This is a genomic window from Aeromonas sp. LsrichE-8G, from assembly GCF_022869435.1.
GTDB lineage: Bacteria > Pseudomonadota > Gammaproteobacteria > Enterobacterales > Aeromonadaceae > Aeromonas > Aeromonas caviae.
Genome location: NZ_JALIHH010000009.1, coordinates 1 through 18,456 on the forward strand (window position 1 = coordinate 1; position 18,456 = coordinate 18,456).

Annotated in this window: 16 protein-coding genes and 1 pseudogene; all 17 read left to right on the forward strand. The window is 61.9% G+C overall.

Going from position 1 to position 18,456, the window contains the following annotated elements; all coding sequences use genetic code 11:
- Positions 1-125: pseudogene (locus MUW49_RS02955) on the forward strand (IS630 family transposase); the annotation flags it as partial.
- A 363-nt stretch (positions 126-488) separates the two neighbouring features.
- Positions 489-947, forward strand: coding sequence for a division/cell wall cluster transcriptional repressor MraZ (mraZ, locus tag MUW49_RS02960; RefSeq protein WP_039040489.1), 459 nt, complete (start codon positions 489-491; stop codon positions 945-947).
- Positions 948-1,886, forward strand: coding sequence for a 16S rRNA (cytosine(1402)-N(4))-methyltransferase RsmH (gene rsmH / locus MUW49_RS02965; protein WP_109421765.1), 939 nt, complete (start codon positions 948-950; stop codon positions 1,884-1,886).
- A 3-nt stretch (positions 1,887-1,889) separates the two neighbouring features.
- Positions 1,890-2,204, forward strand: a complete 315-nt coding sequence (gene ftsL / locus MUW49_RS02970) for a cell division protein FtsL (protein ID WP_010675842.1) — start codon at positions 1,890-1,892, stop codon at positions 2,202-2,204.
- On the forward strand, positions 2,201-3,967 hold the full coding sequence (locus MUW49_RS02975) for a peptidoglycan glycosyltransferase FtsI (protein ID WP_010675841.1): 1,767 nt from the start codon (positions 2,201-2,203) through the stop codon (positions 3,965-3,967). The genes ftsL and MUW49_RS02975 overlap by 4 nt, the downstream gene beginning before the upstream one ends.
- A 95-nt stretch (positions 3,968-4,062) precedes the next feature.
- A complete protein-coding gene (gene murE / locus MUW49_RS02980; protein WP_069785543.1) occupies positions 4,063-5,547 on the forward strand; it encodes a UDP-N-acetylmuramoyl-L-alanyl-D-glutamate--2,6-diaminopimelate ligase in 1,485 nt (494 codons plus the stop codon).
- Positions 5,544-6,899 carry a UDP-N-acetylmuramoyl-tripeptide--D-alanyl-D-alanine ligase gene (murF, locus tag MUW49_RS02985; protein ID WP_180911326.1) on the forward strand — a complete coding sequence of 452 codons (1,356 nt, stop codon included), beginning with the start codon at positions 5,544-5,546 and terminating at the stop codon, positions 6,897-6,899. Before murE ends, murF begins: the two co-directional genes overlap by 4 nt.
- On the forward strand, positions 6,893-7,975 hold the full coding sequence (mraY, locus tag MUW49_RS02990; protein ID WP_010675838.1) for a phospho-N-acetylmuramoyl-pentapeptide-transferase: 1,083 nt from the start codon (positions 6,893-6,895) through the stop codon (positions 7,973-7,975). Before murF ends, mraY begins: the two co-directional genes overlap by 7 nt.
- Before the next feature lie 3 nt (positions 7,976-7,978).
- Entirely contained in the window at positions 7,979-9,262 is a 1,284-nt protein-coding gene (murD, locus tag MUW49_RS02995) for a UDP-N-acetylmuramoyl-L-alanine--D-glutamate ligase (RefSeq protein WP_069785545.1), read from the forward strand.
- On the forward strand, positions 9,259-10,443 hold the full coding sequence (gene ftsW, locus MUW49_RS03000; RefSeq protein ID WP_180911327.1) for a cell division protein FtsW: 1,185 nt from the start codon (positions 9,259-9,261) through the stop codon (positions 10,441-10,443). Before murD ends, ftsW begins: the two co-directional genes overlap by 4 nt.
- Positions 10,440-11,507 carry an undecaprenyldiphospho-muramoylpentapeptide beta-N-acetylglucosaminyltransferase gene (gene murG, locus MUW49_RS03005; RefSeq protein ID WP_010675835.1) on the forward strand — a complete coding sequence of 356 codons (1,068 nt, stop codon included), beginning with the start codon at positions 10,440-10,442 and terminating at the stop codon, positions 11,505-11,507. The genes ftsW and murG overlap by 4 nt, the downstream gene beginning before the upstream one ends.
- A gap of 110 nt (positions 11,508-11,617) precedes the next feature.
- The gene (gene murC, locus MUW49_RS03010) at positions 11,618-13,072 is read left to right on the forward strand and encodes a UDP-N-acetylmuramate--L-alanine ligase (protein WP_041211792.1); all 1,455 of its coding nucleotides are present in this window, start codon (positions 11,618-11,620) and stop codon (positions 13,070-13,072) included.
- A 97-nt stretch (positions 13,073-13,169) separates the two neighbouring features.
- Entirely contained in the window at positions 13,170-13,922 is a 753-nt protein-coding gene (locus tag MUW49_RS03015) for a cell division protein FtsQ/DivIB (RefSeq protein WP_029314839.1), read from the forward strand.
- On the forward strand, positions 13,903-15,162 hold the full coding sequence (gene ftsA, locus MUW49_RS03020) for a cell division protein FtsA (RefSeq protein WP_010675832.1): 1,260 nt from the start codon (positions 13,903-13,905) through the stop codon (positions 15,160-15,162). Before MUW49_RS03015 ends, ftsA begins: the two co-directional genes overlap by 20 nt.
- A gap of 39 nt (positions 15,163-15,201) precedes the next feature.
- Positions 15,202-16,353 (forward strand): cell division protein FtsZ, encoded by a 1,152-nt coding sequence (ftsZ, locus tag MUW49_RS03025; protein WP_005305686.1) that lies wholly within the window; start codon positions 15,202-15,204, stop codon positions 16,351-16,353.
- 102 nt (positions 16,354-16,455) lie between these two features.
- A complete protein-coding gene (lpxC, locus tag MUW49_RS03030) occupies positions 16,456-17,379 on the forward strand; it encodes a UDP-3-O-acyl-N-acetylglucosamine deacetylase (RefSeq protein WP_010675831.1) in 924 nt (307 codons plus the stop codon).
- Positions 17,380-17,519: 140 nt separating this feature from the next.
- Positions 17,520-18,425: a M23 family metallopeptidase gene (locus tag MUW49_RS03035; protein WP_039040495.1), complete on the forward strand. Its 906-nt coding sequence runs from the start codon at positions 17,520-17,522 to the stop codon at positions 18,423-18,425.
- Positions 18,426-18,456 lie beyond the last annotated feature (31 nt).

The window sequence follows — 18,456 nt, forward strand, 5'->3', positions numbered from 1 at the left end:
CTAATCGCAGCTTCAAGGATTACGACGACATCCTTGATGCCTGCACATCGGCCTGGAAGCACTTTATTGCCGATGTGGAGCGGGTGATGTCACTTTGTAGCCGAGATTGGATAAAACTGACCTAATGTTTAATCCGATTGGTATAACAAATGTATTTTATATCAATCTGTTATGTGGAATTTTTCCATGTTCTGAATATCGTGATGGCGCTGGAGAAGCGCGGCCTGTATGGCTGATGTTTATTCGTGCAATTTGTCAGTTTTTTAATTGCTGAAAATTAATCGAGTTGCGGGTAACACAAATAACTTGTGGAAAATCAATTCATTTAATCGGTAGTCCCATCACGCTGCGTCAATATGTTCCCCATGCCCGAGATCCTTGCTTGAAAAGCCCCCTGCTCGTCCTTAAACTTCATGGTGGAGAAAAGTGGATCAAAGTGGTTTTATTGGGCATCTAGCCCCCATAACTCACCTTTCGGGGACTGCAATTTGTTGCGTGGCGCTCACGCCATCAGCCTGGACAGCAAGGGGCGGTTGGCGATTCCGACCAAATTTCGTGATTGGCTGCGCGACGAGTGCGACGGCCAGCTGGTCTGCACCATCGACATCGCCCATCCCTGTCTGCTGCTTTATCCCCTGAATGAATGGGAAGAGGTGGAGCGCAAGCTGAAGACCCTTTCCAGCACCAACCCGGCGGAACGCCGCCTGCAGCGTCTGCTGCTCGGCCACGCGGCCGAATGCGAACTGGATGGCAATGGCCGTCTGCTGCTCAGCCAGCCGCTGCGCAGCCATGCCGGGCTGGACAAGAAAGTCATGCTGGTGGGCCAGCTCAACAAATTCGAGCTGTGGGATGAAGCCCGCTGGCAACAACAGATCAACGACGACATCCTGGGCCTGCCCGAGGACGACTGGGCAAGTTCACCACGACTACAGGATTTTTCTTTATAAATGACCCAAGCCGCTGAACACATCACAGTGCTGTTGCACGAAGCCGTCGAAGGGCTGGCCATCAAGCCGGACGGTATCTACGTCGACGGTACCTTTGGCCGGGGTGGTCACTCTCGTCTCATTCTCCAGCATCTGGGCCCGAACGGCCGTCTGATCGCCATCGACCGGGATCCCCAGGCCATTGCCGAGGCGGCCAAGATCCAGGATCCCCGTTTCGAGATCGTGCACGGTCCCTTCTCCGGCATCACCCGCTATCTGACCGAGCGCGGCCTGCTGGGCAAGGTCGATGGCTTCCTGCTGGATCTCGGTGTCTCCTCCCCCCAGCTTGACGATGCCGAACGTGGCTTCAGCTTCATGAAGGACGGCCCGCTCGACATGAGGATGGATCCCACCTCCGGTCAGAGCGCCGCCGAGTGGCTGGCCCGTGCCGATGTGGACGACATCGCCTGGGTGCTGAAAACCTTCGGTGAGGAGCGCTTCGCCAAGAAGATTGCTCGCGCCATCGTACACGATCGGGTGACCGAGCCCTATGTGCGCACCCGCCAACTGGCGGAGATGATTTCCCGGGTCAACCCGAGCAAGGAGAAGGGCAAGCACGCGGCGACCCGCAGCTTCCAGGCCATCCGCATCTATATCAACAGCGAGCTGGACGAGATCGAAACCGCCCTCAACGGCGCGCTGGACGTGCTGGCTCCTCACGGCCGTCTCTCCGTCATCAGCTTCCACTCTCTGGAAGATCGGCTGGTGAAACATTTCATTCGCAAGCACGAGAAAGGTCCTGAAGTACCCCACGGCATCCCCCTGACTGAAGCCCAGCTTGCCGGTGGTCGCAAGCTGAAGTCGATCGGCAAGGCGCTCAAGCCTTCCGACCACGAGGTCAATGAAAACACCCGGTCCCGCAGTTCGGTGCTGCGGGTCGCAGAGCGTCTTGCGGAGTAAACGATGAGCGACGTGCGCGTTCACCTCGCCAGGGAGATCGTTGCGGATCTCTGGCGCCACAAGTTGCAGGTCCTGTTGACCGTCGCCGTGCTGGTCACCGCCTTTGCGGTGATCCTGGTGACCAACATGACCCGGGGTCTGACGGCCAAGCAGAACGATCTGATGGCGGAGGAGGACAGGCTCAACATCGAGTGGCGCCACCTCTTGCTGGAACAGGGCACATTGGCTGAGCACTCCCGGGTGGCGAGTCTGGCCATGGACAAGTTGCAGATGGCTCGTCCCCTGGTGACCACTGAAAAGGTAATTACACAACCATGACACGCAAGGCCGCCACCAAGGCTCCGGCAAAGGACAAAGCCAAGGCGAAAGCACCCTCACTCTACCCGTGGCGCTTTCGTACCCTGGTTTTCTTCATCGGCATCGCGTTTGCGGGGCTGATCCTGCGGCTGGCCTGGATCCAGGTGATCGATCCGGACAGACTGCGCCAGGAGGGGGATATGCGCTCCCTGCGCACCACCTCCACCCAGGCGGTGCGCGGCATGATCACGGACCGCAATGGCGAACAGTTGGCGGTATCCGTGCCGGTCGAAGCGGTCTGGGCCGATCCCAAGACGGTGCACGAGTCCGGTGCCATCCACAACGAGCGTGCCTGGCTGGCACTCTCCGCCGTGCTCAAGCTCGACATCAACACCCTCAAGCATCGCATCGCCAACCCGAGCAAGCGCTTCGTCTATCTGCAGCGACAGGTGACGCCTGCGGTGGCCGAGTACATCAAGGGGTTGAAGCTGGGGGGCATCTATCTGCGCCCCGAGGCGCGCCGTTTCTACCCGACCGGCGAGATAAGCTCCCACCTGGTGGGGGTGACCAACATCGATGGCAGCGGCATCGAGGGGATTGAGCGCAGCTACAACGAGTGGCTGACCGCAACCCCTGGCGAGATGAGGGTGCGCAAGGACAGGCAGGGCCGCGTCATCGAGCGCCTGGGCCTGGTGAAAGAGGGCAAGCACGCCAACGATCTGCAACTGAGCATCGATCAGCGGGTGCAGGCGCTGGCCTATCGCGCCCTCAAACGGGCCACCGACGAGAACAAGGCGACCTCCGGCTCCATGGTGATGCTGGATGTGAAGACCGGCGAGGTGCTCGCCATGGTCAACACCCCCTCCTACAACCCGAACAACCGCGGCCAGTACCAGAGTTTCCGGGTGCGAAACCGGGTGGTGACCGATACCTATGAGCCGGGTTCCACGGTCAAGCCATTGATTTTGCTTAGTGCCTTGCAAGCCGGTGTCACCAGCTGGAAGGACTTCATCCCGGGCGGTCCCCTCTTCATCGGGGCCAAGCAGATCCGTGACGTGAGTATCCACAAGGCGACCAACCTGTACGACATCCTGCGCTACTCCTCCAACATCGGCATGTCGCGCATCGCGCTGCGGATGCCGGCCCAGGAGATGATCAACACCCTGAGCATGGTGGGCTTCGGCATGGACACCGGCAGCGGCCTGATGGGGGAGAGCAGCGGCATGCTGCCCCAGCGTCGCCGCTGGTCCGACATCGAGCGAGCTACCCTGTCGTTCGGTTATGGTCTGCGAGTGACCCCGCTGCAGCTGGCCTCCGCCTACGCCACCCTGGCCAACAAGGGCAAGCGGGTACCGCTCTCCATCATCAAGGTGACCAAGCCGCCCAAGGGTGAGCAGGTCATCGATCACAACAACGCCGCTGCCATGTTGCAGGCGCTGGAGTACGTGGTCAGCAATGCCATTCCCAAGGCCCAGATCCCCGGTTATCGGGTCGGTGGCAAGAGTGGTACCGCCAAGGTGGCCGTGGCTGGGGGCTATGGCAAGGACTACATGGCCTGGTTTGCCGGTTTCGCACCGGCCAGCAATCCCCGTTTCGTTATGGTGGTGGTGATCAACGAACCCAAGGGGGATGCCTACTACGGCGGTGCCGTGGCGACCCCGCCCTTTGCGGAGGCCATGGGAGGCGTGTTGCAGCTCTTCAACATCCGTCCCGATGCGATCCCGCCCGAGGTACCCGCCAAACTTGCCCGCACGGAGGCCAACAATGGCGCACCGCGTACTTGACGGGCATCCGGCTTTTTCCATCGACCCCGCTGCTGTCGGGGCGTTTTCCATGGCGTGTACGAGCGCCCGCATTCCCGCATTTTCGGAGGCTTCCCATGCCGCCCCGCACACTTGATCAACTGATGAGCCGCTTCGGCATCGATGCCCCAGCGCTTTCCCTCACCGATCTCCAGCTCGACAGCCGGCGGGTCGGTCCCGGCTCGCTCTTCGTGGCGATTCGTGGCCATCAGGTGGATGGCAGGCGCTTCATCGAACAGGCGGTGGCTCAGGGAGCGACCGCCGTGCTGTTTGAGGAGGACGGAGAATTCGTCCCTCCGGCGACCCAGATCCCCTGCATCGGCATGAGGGATCTTCCCGCTCGCCTCTCCGAGCTGGCCGGTCATTTCTACGGTCACCCTGCGCAAAAGCTGCAACTGGTGGGCATCACGGGCACCAACGGCAAAAGCACCACGGCCCTGCTGGTGGCCAACTGGCGCACCCTGCTGGGGGGCAAGGCCGGGGTCATGGGCACCATAGGCAACGGTCTGTTTGGCGAGCTCATCGAAGCAGAGAACACCACGGGCAGCGCGGTCCAGGTGCAGGCCAATCTGGCCGCCTTGCAGCAGCAGGGGGCTGATCTGGTGGCGATGGAGGTCTCCAGCCACGGTCTGGTGCAGCATCGCGTGGCGGCCCTGCCGTTTGCCTCGGCAGTCTTCACCAACCTGAGTCGGGATCATCTGGACTATCACGGCACCATGGAGGCCTATGCCGCCGCCAAGGAGGAGCTGCTGAAGCTGGTGGATGAGCCTTGCGCCGTCATCAACGCCGATGACCATCTGGGACGGCAATGGCTGGCGACCTATCCCGGTGCGGTGGCCTTCGGGGTTCATGGTCCGATTGAAAACCATGCTGGACGACAACTGACGGCGCAGGATCCCCATTTCCACCAACAAGGTTTTGATACGCGCATTAACTCCAGCTGGGGGAATGGTGTATTATCCGCCCCCTTGCTCGGCCGCTTCAACGTCAGCAACGTGCTGGGCGCCATGGGCGCCATGCTGGTGCTCGGCTACGACTTCGATGACCTGCTGGCGACGGCTCCCAGACTGCAACCGGTGACCGGTCGCATGGAGTGCTTCGGCGGTGGTGATGCGCCGCTCGCCGTGGTCGATTACGCCCACACCCCGGATGCGCTGGAGAAGGCATTGCAGGCCCTGCGGGTGCACTGTCACGGTCGGCTCTGGTGCCTGGTGGGATGCGGCGGCGACAGGGATCGCGGCAAGCGTCCCATGATGGCTGCCATGGCGGAGCTGCATGCGGACTGCGTGATCCTGACCGACGACAATCCCCGTACCGAGGAGCCGGCCCGGATCATGGCCGACATGGTGGCGGGTCTTCGCGATCCCGGCGCCGTGCAGATTGAGCACGACAGGACCAAGGCAATCCAGCTGGCACTGAGTCAAGCGAGCAAAGAGGACATCATCCTGGTGGCCGGCAAAGGCCACGAGGATTATCAGATCATTGGAACCGACAAGCGGCACTACAGCGATCGGGAAACCGTCGCAGCCGCCTTGCACACATTAATGGAGTCATTCAAATGATGACCCTCAGGCTTGCCGACCTGGCGCAGGTGCTCGATGCCCGTCTGATCGGGGGCGACCATGAGATCACGGCGGTCAGCACCGACACCCGTACCCTGGGCGCGGGGGCGCTGTTCGTGGCCCTGCGCGGCGAGCGTTTCGACGCCCACGATTTCTGCGACCAGGCGGTTGCCGCCGGCGCCAGTGCCCTGCTGGTGGAGCGCGAATTGCCGCTGGCCATTCCACAACTGGTGGTGGGCGACACCCTCAAGGGGCTTGGACGTCTGGGCAGGCTGGTGCGCGAGCGCATCAATCCGAAAGTCCTCGCCATCACCGGCAGCTGTGGCAAAACCACGGTGAAGGAGATGGCGACGGCCATCCTGCGTTGTGAAGGGGAGGTGCTGGCCACCGCCGGCAACTTCAACAACGAGGTGGGGGTGCCGCTGACCCTGCTGCGCCTCGAGCCGCAACACCAGTTCGCGGTGATGGAGCTGGGAGCCAACCACCCGGGCGAGATCGCCTGGACCACGTCGCTCGCCAGACCCGACGCCGCCATCATCAACAACGTCGCTGCCGCGCACCTGGAAGGCTTTGGCTCCCTGGAAGGGGTGTTCCATGCCAAGAGCGAAATCTTCGAAGGGTTAGGCGAGGGCGGCACCGCCATCGTCAATGCCGACAACGAGTTCTGGCCGAAGTGGCGTGAAAAGGGCATCCACTGCGCCTTCTCCCTTGAGGATCAGCGTCAGCCGTTCCACGCCCGCGACATCGTGCTCAACGAGCAGGGTTGTGCCGGGTTCGTGATGGTGACGCCCCTGGGAGAGGTGAATCTGACCCTGGCCATTCCGGGTCGCCACAACGTGGCCAACGCCCTGGCTGCTGCCGCCGGTACCCTGGCCCTGGGCGCATTGCTTGCGTCCGTCAAGGCGGGGCTGGAGCAGATGGCGCCGGTCAAGGGCCGTTTCTGCGTGCAACGCTGGGGTGGCCTCACTCTGGTGGATGACACCTACAACGCCAGCGTGGAGTCCGTGCTGGCGGGTATCGATGCCCTGACCGCCATGAACGGCTACAAGGTGCTGGTATTCGGTGACATGAAAGAGTTGGGTGAGGAGTCCGCCGCGCAGCATGCCCGGGTCGGACACCACGCCCGTGAGCAGGGCCTCGATGCCGTGCTGACCGTAGGGGAACAGAGTCGCCACACCGCAGATGCCGCGGCTGGCCGACATTTCGATAACAAGGCGTCGTTGTTTGAAGTGCTTGCGCAAATGATAAAGACACATCAAGAAATCGCGATCTTGGTCAAGGGTGCCCGCGGCTCCCACATGGAAGATATCGTCGAGATGGTCAAGGGCCATCAGGAGTCAGCCACATGCTAGTCTGGCTGGCGGAACTGCTCACCCCGCACTTCACCTTCTTCAACGTCTTCTCCTACCTGACGTTTCGCGCCATCTTGTCGATCATCACCGGTCTGGTGGTGGCGCTCTGGATGGGGCCGCGCCTCATCCGTCGCCTGCAGATCATGAAGTTCGGCCAGGTGATCCGCAACGACGGTCCCGAATCCCACCTCAGCAAGAAGGGCACCCCGACCATGGGCGGCCTGATGATCATTGCAGCCATTTTCACTTCTGTGCTGCTCTGGTGCCGCCTCGACAACCCCTATGTCTGGCTGGTGCTGTTCGTGCTGGGGGCCTATGGCGCCATCGGTTTTGCCGATGACTATCTCAAGGTGGTGCGCAAGAACACCGATGGCCTCATCGCCCGCTGGAAGTACTTCTGGCAGTCCGCGGTCGCGCTGGGTGTGGCAGTCTTCCTCTACGCCACGGCCACCCACGATGGTCAGACCCAGCTGGTGGTCCCCTTCCTCAAGGATGTGATGCCCCAGCTCGGCCTGATGTTCATCCTGCTGACCTACTTCGTCATCGTCGGTACCTCCAACGCGGTCAACCTGACCGATGGCCTGGATGGCCTCGCCATCATGCCCACCGTGATGGTGGCGGGGGGCTTCGCCCTGATCGCCTGGGCGACCGGTAACGTCAACTTCGCGAACTACCTGCACATTCCCTACGTGCCCTACACCTCCGAACTGGTGATCGTCTGTACCGCCATCGTGGGCGCGGGCCTGGGCTTCCTCTGGTTCAACACCTACCCGGCCCAGGTCTTCATGGGGGACGTGGGTTCCCTGGCCCTGGGCGGCGCGCTCGGTACCATCGCGGTGCTGGTGCGCCAGGAGTTCCTGCTGGTGATCATGGGGGGCGTCTTCGTGATGGAGACCGTCTCGGTGATCCTGCAGGTCGGATCCTACAAACTGCGCGGCGTGCGGATCTTCCGCATGGCCCCCATCCATCACCACTATGAGAAGAAGGGCTGGCCGGAGCCGCGTGTCATCGTGCGCTTCTGGATCATCACCCTCATGCTGGTGCTGCTTGGCCTCGCCACCCTGAAGGTGAGGTAAGCCATGGTCATCATCATCGGACTCGGCAAAACCGGACTCTCCTGCGTCGATTACTTCCTCGACCGCGGCGTCACGCCGCTGGTGATGGACACCCGTACCAATCCGCCGGGCAAGGACGAGCTTCCCCCCGAGGTGGAGCTCATCCACGGGTTGGACGCTGAGCGGCTCAAGCAGGCGCACATGATAGTGGCGAGCCCGGGCATCGCCCTGGCGACTCCGGAGTTGAAGGCCGCCGCCGAGTTCGGGGTGCGCATCGTCGGTGACATCGAACTGTTCGTGCGTGAAACCCAGACGCCCGTCATCGCCATCACCGGTTCCAACGGCAAGAGCACGGTCACCACGCTAGTGGGTGAGATGATCGCCGAGGCGGGGCTCAAGGTCGGTGTGGGGGGCAATATCGGCACCCCGGCGCTGTCGCTCCTCAAGCAGCCCATGGATCTCTGCGTGCTGGAGCTCTCCAGCTTCCAGCTCGAGACCACCTACAGCCTGCGGGCCGCCGCCTCCGTGGTCCTGAACCTCAGTGAAGATCATATGGATCGCTATGCCGGCATGGCGGATTACCGCGCCGCCAAGATGGAGATCCATCAGCACTCCCAGCACATCCTGATCAATCGCGACGATCCCCAGACCCTGCCCGATGTGGGTCAGGTGTGGCAGAGTTTCGGCCTCGACTGCAACGGCTACGGTCGCTGCGAGCTGGAGGGCCGTCACTGGCTGACCTTGCACGGCGAGCCGCTCCTGGCGGTGGACGAGATGAAGATAGTGGGTGCCCACAACCAGGCCAATGCCCTGGCGGCCATGGCCCTGTGCGATGCGGTGGGCATTCCCCGCGAGGCACAACTTGCCGTGCTGCGCCGCTTTGAAGGCCTGCCTCACCGTGCCCGCTTCGTGCGGGAGGTAAATGGGGTGCGCTGGATCAACGACTCCAAGGCCACCAACGTGGGGGCGACCCTGGCCGCCGTGGCCGGGGTGCGTGAAGCGGTAAAGGGCCGCCTGCTGCTGCTGGCCGGTGGCCAGGGCAAGGGGCAGGACTTCGGCCCGGTGCAGGCCCTGCTCGGCAGCCAGATCGATCACATGTACTGCTTTGGTCAGGATGCCGAGGTGCTGCTGGCCCTGGGCGAACAGACCGAGCGAGTTGCCGATCTTGACGCTGCTGTCGCCAAGGCGGCGACCGACGCCAAGCCTGGTGACTGGGTGCTGCTGGCGCCGGCCTGCGCCAGCCTCGATCAGTTCAAGTCTTTCGAAGCGCGCGGTGATCGTTTCACCGAACTGGTGATGGGCTTATGAACGCCCTGCGTGTGGTTGCGGGATTCTTGCTGCGCTGGTTGCTACCGGCGCGCCCCGCTGGTCTCTACGATCGGCAACTGGTGGTGCTGGCCCTCGCCCTGATGGGCGTCGGGCTGGTGATAGTGGCGTCCGCTTCCATCCCTGAGGGGATCGCCATCAACAACGATCCCTTCATGTTCGTGAAGCGCCACGGCATGTTCCTGGTGATGGCGCTGGGTATCTCCTGGTTCGTGTTGCAGGTGCCTATGGCACGCTGGCAGCAGTACAACGGCCCCATGTTGTTGCTGGCCATCGTGCTGCTGGTGATGGTGTTGCTGGTGGGCCGCAGCGTCAACGGTTCGGTACGCTGGCTGCCGCTGGGCCCCTTCAACTTGCAGCCGGCTGAGTTCGGCAAGCTGGCGCTGTTCGTCTATCTGGCGGGCTATCTGGTGCGCCGCCAGAGCGAGGTGCGCGAACGCTTCATCGGTTTCATGAAACCCATGACGGTGCTGTTCGTGGTGGCCATCCTGCTGCTGGCCCAGCCGGATCTCGGGTCAGTGGTGGTGATGTTCGTCACCTCCCTCGGGATGCTGTTCCTGGCCGGTGCCCGGCTGGTGCAGTTCATCGGTCTCATCCTGGTGGGGGTGAGCGCCGTGGTGACCCTGATCATCGCGGAGCCCTACCGGATGCGGCGGGTGACCTCCTTCCTTGACCCCTGGGCCGATCCCTTTGGCAGCGGCTATCAGCTGACCCAGTCCCTGATGGCCTTTGGTCGGGGGAGCTGGTTTGGCGAGGGGCTCGGCAACTCCATCCAGAAGATGGAGTACCTGCCGGAGGCCCACACCGACTTCGTGTTCGCCATTCTGGGCGAAGAGCTGGGCTACGTGGGGGTGCTTGGCGCACTCTTCCTGATTTTTGCGCTGGCAGTGAAGGCGCTCAAGCTGGGTCACCAGGCGCTGGTGGCCGAGCGGCTCTATGAAGGCTATCTGGCCATCGGCATCGGCATCTGGTTCAGCTTCCAGACTTTCGTCAACGTCGGTGCCGCCAGCGGCATGATGCCTACCAAGGGGCTGACCCTGCCGCTGGTCAGTTATGGCGGCTCCAGTCTCATCATCATGATGGTGGCGGTGAGCATGTTGATTCGTATCGATTTCGAGTTGCGCCAGGCAAGTGCCCAGGCGCGCGTGCGGGAGGTTGCGTGAGCAAGACGTTACTGGTGATGGCGGGTGGTACCGGGGGGCATGTGTTCCCCGGCCTGGCCGTCGCCGATCGCCTCAAGGCCCAGGGCTGGACCATCCACTGGCTCGGTACTGCCGATCGGATGGAGGCGGAGCTGGTGCCTGCCCATGGTTATCCCATCTCCTTCATCGACATCCAGGGGGTGCGTGGCAACGGCATCAAACGGCTGCTCGCGGCGCCCTACCGTGTCATCAAATCCGTGCTGCAGGCCCGCCAGGTGCTCAAGACCATCCAGCCCGATGTGGTGCTGGGCATGGGGGGCTTCGCCTCCGGCCCGGGTGGCGTGGCCGCCTGGCTGTCCGGCATTCCGCTGCTGCTGCACGAGCAGAATGCCGCCGCCGGCCTGACCAACAAGCTGCTGGCCCGTATCGCCAGGCGGGTACTGATGGCCTTCCCGGGTGCCTTCGCCCCCAATGCCCGCACCGCCGTGGTGGGCAACCCGGTGCGCCCCGAGGTGGTGGCGCTGCCGGATCCCCAACTGCGCAGCAGCAGCGATCCTCTGCGCCTGCTTGTGGTCGGTGGCAGCCTGGGGGCCAGGGTCCTCAACGAGCAGGTGCCTCCTGCGGTTGCAGCTGCCGGTGTGCCCATCGAGGTGCGTCACCAGTGCGGCAAGGGCAACGGGGAGGCCGTGGCTGCCTCCTATGCCGGGCTGGGGGTCGAGGCCGAGGTGAGTGAATTTATCAAGGACATGGCGGATGCCTATGCCTGGGCTGACCTGGTGGTGTGCCGCGCCGGCGCATTGACCGTCTCCGAAGTGGCCGCTGCCGGTGTGGCCGCCATCTTCGTGCCCCTGCCCCATGCGGTGGACGATCACCAGACCCGCAACGCCCTGACCCTGGTCGACGGCGGAGCGGCCGAGTTCCTGCCCCAGTCCGAGCTGACACCGGCGGCGCTGGCGTCGCGCCTATCCTGGCTCGCCGGGCGCAGGGAAACCCTGTTGAACATGGCCCAGGCCGCGCGCCGGGTCGCCATCATCGATGCTGCCGAACGGGTTGCCGATGAGTGCAAACGGCTCGCCACCGGCTGAGCCAAACGAGATGGAAGGCCAAGATGTGCCGCCAAGGCCCCGCTTCTGTCTTCGAACTGATGAATGTCGCCGAATGAAAATGGCCTGTGGCCACGAATTGAGAAAGAACTATGACCAAGGTTGAACTGGCAAAACTGCGTACCGTTATCCCCGAAATGCGCCGCGTGCGTCGCATCCACTTCATCGGCATCGGTGGCGCCGGTATGGGCGGTATTGCGGAAGTGCTTGCCAATGAAGGGTATCAGGTGACCGGCTCTGATCTGGCCCGCAACGGGGTGACCGAACGCCTGGCCTCTTTGGGCGCACACATTTTTGTCGGTCACAGTGCCGAGCATGTGGACGGTGCCAGCGTGGTGGTGGTTTCCACCGCCATCAAGCAGGACAACCCCGAGCTGCTGGCTGCCCGCGAGCTGCGTATTCCCGTGGTGCGCCGCGCCGAAATGCTGGCTGAGCTGATGCGCTTCCGTCACGGCATCGCCATTGCCGGGACCCACGGCAAGACCACCACCACCAGTCTGGTGGCGAGCATCTATGCCGAGGCGGATCGCGACCCCACCTTCGTCATCGGCGGTCTGCTCAACAGCGCCGGCACCAATGCCCGCCTGGGCAGCAGCCGTTATCTGATTGCCGAGGCGGACGAGAGCGACGCCTCCTTCCTGCATCTGCAACCCATGGTTTCCATCGTGACCAATATCGAAGCGGACCACATGGACACCTATGGTGGCGATTTCTCCAGGTTGAAGGCCACCTTCATCGATTTCCTGCACAATCTGCCGTTCTACGGCCTGGCCGTGGTGTGCGTGGATGACCCCGTGATCCGCGGCATGCTGCCGGAGATCGCCCGTCCTACCCTCACCTACGGTCTGAGCGATGATGCCGATGTGCAGGTGCTGGACTTCGTGCAGACCAGCAATCGCAGCCGCTTCCGGGTGCGCCGTGCAGGGGCGGGTGAGCTGGAGGTGACCCTGAATCTGCCGGGCATCCACAACGCCCTCAACGCCGCCGCCGCCATCGCGGTGGCAACCGAAGACGGCATCGGCGACGAGGCCATCATCCAGGCACTTTCCAAGTTTGAAGGGGTGGGGCGCCGCTTCCAGCAATATGGCGAGTTTGAAACCGGCCGTGGCAAGGCCATGCTGGTGGACGATTACGGTCATCACCCGAGCGAAGTGAAGGTGACCATCAACGCCGCTCGCGCCGGCTGGCCCGAGAAGCGGCTGGTGATGGTGTTCCAGCCGCACCGCTACAGCCGTACCCGGGATCTCTACGAAGATTTCGCGGATGTGCTTTCCAAGGTGGACGTGCTGGTGATGCTGGAGGTCTATGCCGCCGGTGAGGAGCCCATTCCCGGTGCCGATGGTCGTGCCCTGTGCCGTTCCATCCGCTCCCGCGGCACCCTGGAGCCCATCTTTGTCGCAACGCCGGACGATGTGCCCGCGGTGCTGGCCGACCTGATTGGCGAGGGGGATCTGGTATTGACCCAGGGGGCGGGTAACGTCGGTGCGCTGGCCCGTCGTCTCGGCGAGATGAAATTGAGCGTGGATAGCATGAAATCCGGTGCCTGAGGGCCCAATGAGTATTTTGACCGCCAAGCCGAGGCCTATATAATGGCGAACCGGTCTGCAAGTGACCGGCATGGCGCGTTTTACGGGGATCGATCGGGTGGAGGCAAGGGCACAAGGGCGCACCAAGGGGGGCTTCATCGCCGGGGTGGCATTTTTCATCCTGGTCATGTGGGGGCTCTACCAGACTGCGCTGGATGTTAAAGACTGGCTGACGGATGCCAGTCGGTTGCCCATGAGCGAGCTGTTGCTGCAGGGGCAACACGAATATTTGAAGGCCGATGAGTTGCGTGCTGCCGTGCTGGATGGTGCCGAACTTCGCAACTTCTTCGAGCTGGATGTGAACGAATTGCAGGCGCGTCTGAACGCTCTGCCCTGGGTGGCCCAGGTCTCGGTACGAAAGAAGTGGCCGAACAAGATCAAGGTCTATCTCACGGAACAGGATGTGGCGGCTCGCTGGAACGGCAACCGCTTCGTCAACACCAAGGGTGAGGTATTCAGTGCCCCGGACAGGGTGAAGAAGCCCCTGATGCAGTTGTCCGGGCCCGATGATCAGGCCGCCAAGGTGCTGGAAGCCAGCCATCAGTACGAAACGCTGCTGGCGGCCAAGGGATACAAGTTGCTGGGGGTGAATCTGACCCCCCGCCATGCCTGGGAACTGACCCTGGATGGCAACATTCAGCTGTTTGTGGGGCGCTCGGATATCGCGCTTCGTCTGCAGCGGTTTATCGATGCCTTTCCGGTCATCGAGCCCCGTGAGCGGGTTGCTTACGTGGATCTTCGATACGACACCGGGATGGCAGTTGGCTGGAAGAAAAGCGAAGAGAAAGTGAATGACCAACACCGCAGATAGAAATTTGATTGTCGGACTGGATATCGGCACGACCAAGGTGGCGGTACTGGTTGGCGAAGTATTGCCTGATGGCGAACTCAATGTCATCGGCATGGGCAGCCACGCTTCTCGCGGGATGGAGAAGGGCGGGGTCAATGACCTCGACTCCGTGGTCAAGTCCCTGCGCCGCGCGGTGGAAGAGGCCGAGATGATGGCAGACTGCCAGATCAGTTCCGTCTATCTGGGGCTGTCCGGCAAGCACATCGATTGCCGCAACGAGACCGGCATGGTGCCCATCTCCGACGAAGAGGTGACCCAGGAGGATGTGGACAACGTCATCCACACCGCCAAGTCGGTGCGGTTGTCTGACGAGCTGCGGGTGCTGCACGTGCTGCCTCAGGAGTTCGCCATCGACTATCAGGAAGGGATCAAGAACCCGGTCGGCCTCTCCGGCGTGCGGATGGCAGCCAAGGTGCATCTCATCACCTGCCACAACGACATGGCGCGCAACATCGAGAAGTGTGTGGAGAAGGTGGGTCTGCGGGTGGATCAGCTGATCTTCTCCGCCCTGGCCTCCAGCTACGCCGTGCTGACCGAAGACGAGAAGGAGCTGGGTGTCTGCGTGGTGGACATCGGTGGCGGCACCATGGACATGTCGCTGTTTACCGGCGGCGCCCTGCGTCACACCAAGGTGATTCCCTATGCCGGCAGCACGGTGACCAGCGACATCGCCTATGCCTTCGGCACGCCGCCGCTGGATGCGGAGGCGATCAAGGTGCGCTATGGCTGTGCCCTCGGCCGCCTGGTCAGCAAGGAAGACAATATCGAAGTGCCCAGTGTCGGCGGTCGCCCGGCGCGCAGCCTGCAACGGCAGACACTGGCGGAAGTGATTGAACCCCGTTACACCGAGTTGCTCTCCATGGTGAATGACGAGCTGGTGCGGGTGCAGAGCGAATTGAAGGCACAGGGGGTCAAGCATCAGCTGGCCGCCGGTGTGGTCTTGACCGGTGGCGCGGCCCAGATCGAAGGCATTGTGGAGTGCGCAGAGCAGATCTTCCAGAGCCAGGTCCGGGTGGGCGAGCCCATGAATATCCGGGGATTGAGTGACTACGTACAGGCACCGGTGTACTCGACTGCGGTCGGGTTGTTGCAGTACGGCCGCACCAACCAATCCACCGGCAGTAACAAGGAATATGCCGCCAAGGCAAGCGTAGGTGGGCTGGTCAAACGGGTCAGCAACTGGTTGCGTGGCGAGTTCTAAAGATTTTGCTGAGTCAGGCAAATAAAGCGGAGAGACAACATGTTTGAATTTATGGATAGCCACACTGACGAAGCCGTCATCAAGGTGATAGGTGTGGGTGGCGGCGGCGGCAACGCAGTCGAGCACATGGTTCGTCAAAACATCGAAGGTGTCGAGTTCATCACCGTGAACACCGACGCCCAGGCACTGCGCAACTCCAGTGCCAATACCACCTTGCAGATCGGCGGTGGCATCACCAAGGGTCTGGGTGCCGGGGCCAACCCGGAAGTGGGTCGTGACGCCGCCATGGAAGACAGGGAAGCGCTGCGCGAGCTGCTGACCGGTTCCGACATGGTGTTCATCGCTGCCGGCATGGGTGGTGGTACTGGTACAGGTGCTGCACCGATCGTGGCCGAAGTGGCCCGCGAGATGGGTATCCTGACCGTTGCCGTCGTGACCAAGCCGTTCTCCTTCGAAGGGAAGAAGCGGATGGGCTTCGCCGCGCACGGCATCGAAGAGCTCTCCAAGAACGTCGACTCCCTGATCACCATCCCCAACGACAAGTTGCTGAAGGTGCTGGGTCGCGGCATCTCCCTGCTGGACGCCTTCAAGGCGGCCAACGACGTGCTGCTGGGTGCAGTACAGGGCATCGCCGAGCTGATCACCCGCCCGGGCCTCATCAACGTCGACTTCGCGGACGTGCGTACCGTGATGCGCGAGATGGGTACCGCCATGATGGGTACCGGCTCAGCCTCCGGTGACGACCGTGCCGAAGAAGCGGCCGAGAAGGCCATCTCCAGCCCGCTGCTGGAAGACGTGGATCTGGCCGGTGCCCGCGGCATCCTGGTCAACATCACTGCCGGCATGGACATGACCATCGAAGAGTTCGAGACCGTGGGTAACGCGGTCAAGGCCTTCGCGTCCGAGAACGCCACCGTGGTGGTGGGTACCGTAATCGACCCGGAAATGCACGACGAACTGCGCGTTACCGTAGTGGCGACCGGTATCGGTGCCGAGCGCAAGCCCGACATCACTCTGGTCAAGAACAACATGGTTCAAGAGCGTCCGGCCCGTCAGCCCCTGATCAGCGAAGCCCTGCAGTCTCGCGTGATGGAAGAGGCCCCGGCCAAGGTGGTGAACGCCGAGCCGCAAGCTCGTCGCGAACCGGATTATCTCGATATTCCTGCGTTCCTGCGCAAGCAGGCAGACTAAGCCTCTGATGGCTCTGGTTTGTTTGTTGCTTAAGGATTGTGCTAAGATGGCCCGGCAACGACCATCTGGTCAGGAATTTGAGCTGTTAAAGCGGATACGCCCATGATTAGACAAAGAACCTTGAAAACGAGTGTCCAGGCCACCGGTGTGGGCCTGCATTCGGGCCGGAAAGTCACTATGACGTTCCGTCCGGCGCCTGTTAACACAGGGATCGTTTACTTGCGTACCGATCTGAATCCTGTGGTCGCGCTGCCAGCCAACGCCGATCAGGTGCGTGATACTGTGCTTTGTACCGCTCTGGTGAACGAAGCCGGTGTTCGCGTGTCGACCATCGAACATCTGTCTGCCGCTCTGGCCGGGATGGGCATCGACAACCTCTATGTCGAGGTTGATGCCCCCGAGATCCCGGTAATGGACGGCAGTGCGCATCCGTTCATCTATCTGCTGCAGGAAGTGGGTATTCGTGAACAGAACGCACCCAAGCAGTTCGTGCGGATCAAGCAGAGCATCCGGGTTGAAGACGGCGACAAGTGGGCGGAATTCCACCCCTACCGCAACGGCTTCAAGATGGATCTCGAGATCGATTTCCAGCATCCGGTGTTTGAAGGCCGCAACCAGCGTTGCGTGCTGGACTTCTCCGGCAGCTCCTTCGTGAAAGAGATCAGCCGTGCCCGTACCTTCGGCTTCATGCGTGACATCGAGTACCTGCGTTCCCAGAACCTGGCACTGGGCGGCAGCCTGGAAAACGCCGTGGTGCTGGATGACTACCGGGTGCTGAACGAAGATGGTCTGCGCTACGAAGACGAGTTCGTGAAGCACAAGATGCTGGATGCCATCGGCGATCTGTACATGTGCAATCGCAGTATCATCGGTGAATTCCGTGCCTACAAGACGGGCCATGCCCTGAACAACAAGCTGCTGCGTGCCCTGCTGGCCCAGCAGGAGGCCTGGGAACTGGTGACCTTCGAGGGTGAGGGCGACAAAGCGCCTATCGCTTACTACGACAACGGTCTGGTTCTGGCCTGATAGCTGTGCAACAGGACGTCGGTCATCTCTCCGCACCGACGTCCTGTCATTTGTTTATTCCATCCTTTAATACCGATTATCTCCCGGTTTTATTGCCCGTGCAGGCCCTTGGCCTCACCTGACCGAGAAGACAGATTTCTATGAGCATTACCCTGATCCTCCACGGTAAGCAGCGCCGCAGGTTGCACTTACCCAAACAACGTCTGGCCTGGGTCGGCGGTATTCTCTTCACTGTATTGGCCTTGGGGGGCGGCTGGCTCTGGCAGAGCTGGCAGCAGAAAATGGAGGCGCTGGAAGTGGCGCTGACCCTGGCGCAGCAGCAAAAATCCACGCAAGGGGCCGATGAAGCCCGCGAACAGCTTGCCATGCTGGCCGCCCAGGTGGGCACCATGCAGGGACAACTTGGTCGCCTCAACGCCCTCGGCGAGCGCCTGACCGAGAAGGCGGACCTCGATCCCGAGGAGTTCAACTTCAAGGAGCTGCCCCCGATGGGCGGCCCTTCCTACGATGCAGACCTGGAAGTCAGCCTGGGTGAACTGCAAGATTCCATGGAACACCTCAGCCGTCAGCTCAGCAGCCGCGAAGAACAGCTGTCGGTACTTGAATCCTTCATCATGAACCACCATATCACCGATGCGGGTTTCATCCCCGGCTCACCGGTCAAGCAGGAGCGTGTCTGGATCTCCTCCGGCTTCGGTGGGCGGGTCGATCCGTTCAACGGTCGCGCCAAGATGCACAAAGGGGTGGATTTCCGCGGCAGGCCCGGCACCCCCATCCTGGCGACAGGCAAGGGGATTGTCAGCTGGGCAGGGCGCCATCCGGAGTTTGGCAACATGGTGGAGATTGACCATGGCAATGGTCTGGTCACCCGCTATGCCCACAATTCCAAGTTGCTGGTGGATGTGGGCACCCTGGTCGATGAGGGCCAGAAGATTGCCCTGATGGGGCGAACCGGTCGTGCAACCGGAGTTCATTTGCATTACGAAGTGTTGAAAGATGGTCGTCAGGTCAACCCCGCGCGCTTTCTGAATGCCAGACGGGGTTAGGTTTTTTCTTCAGGTTCCAGTGACGGAACGC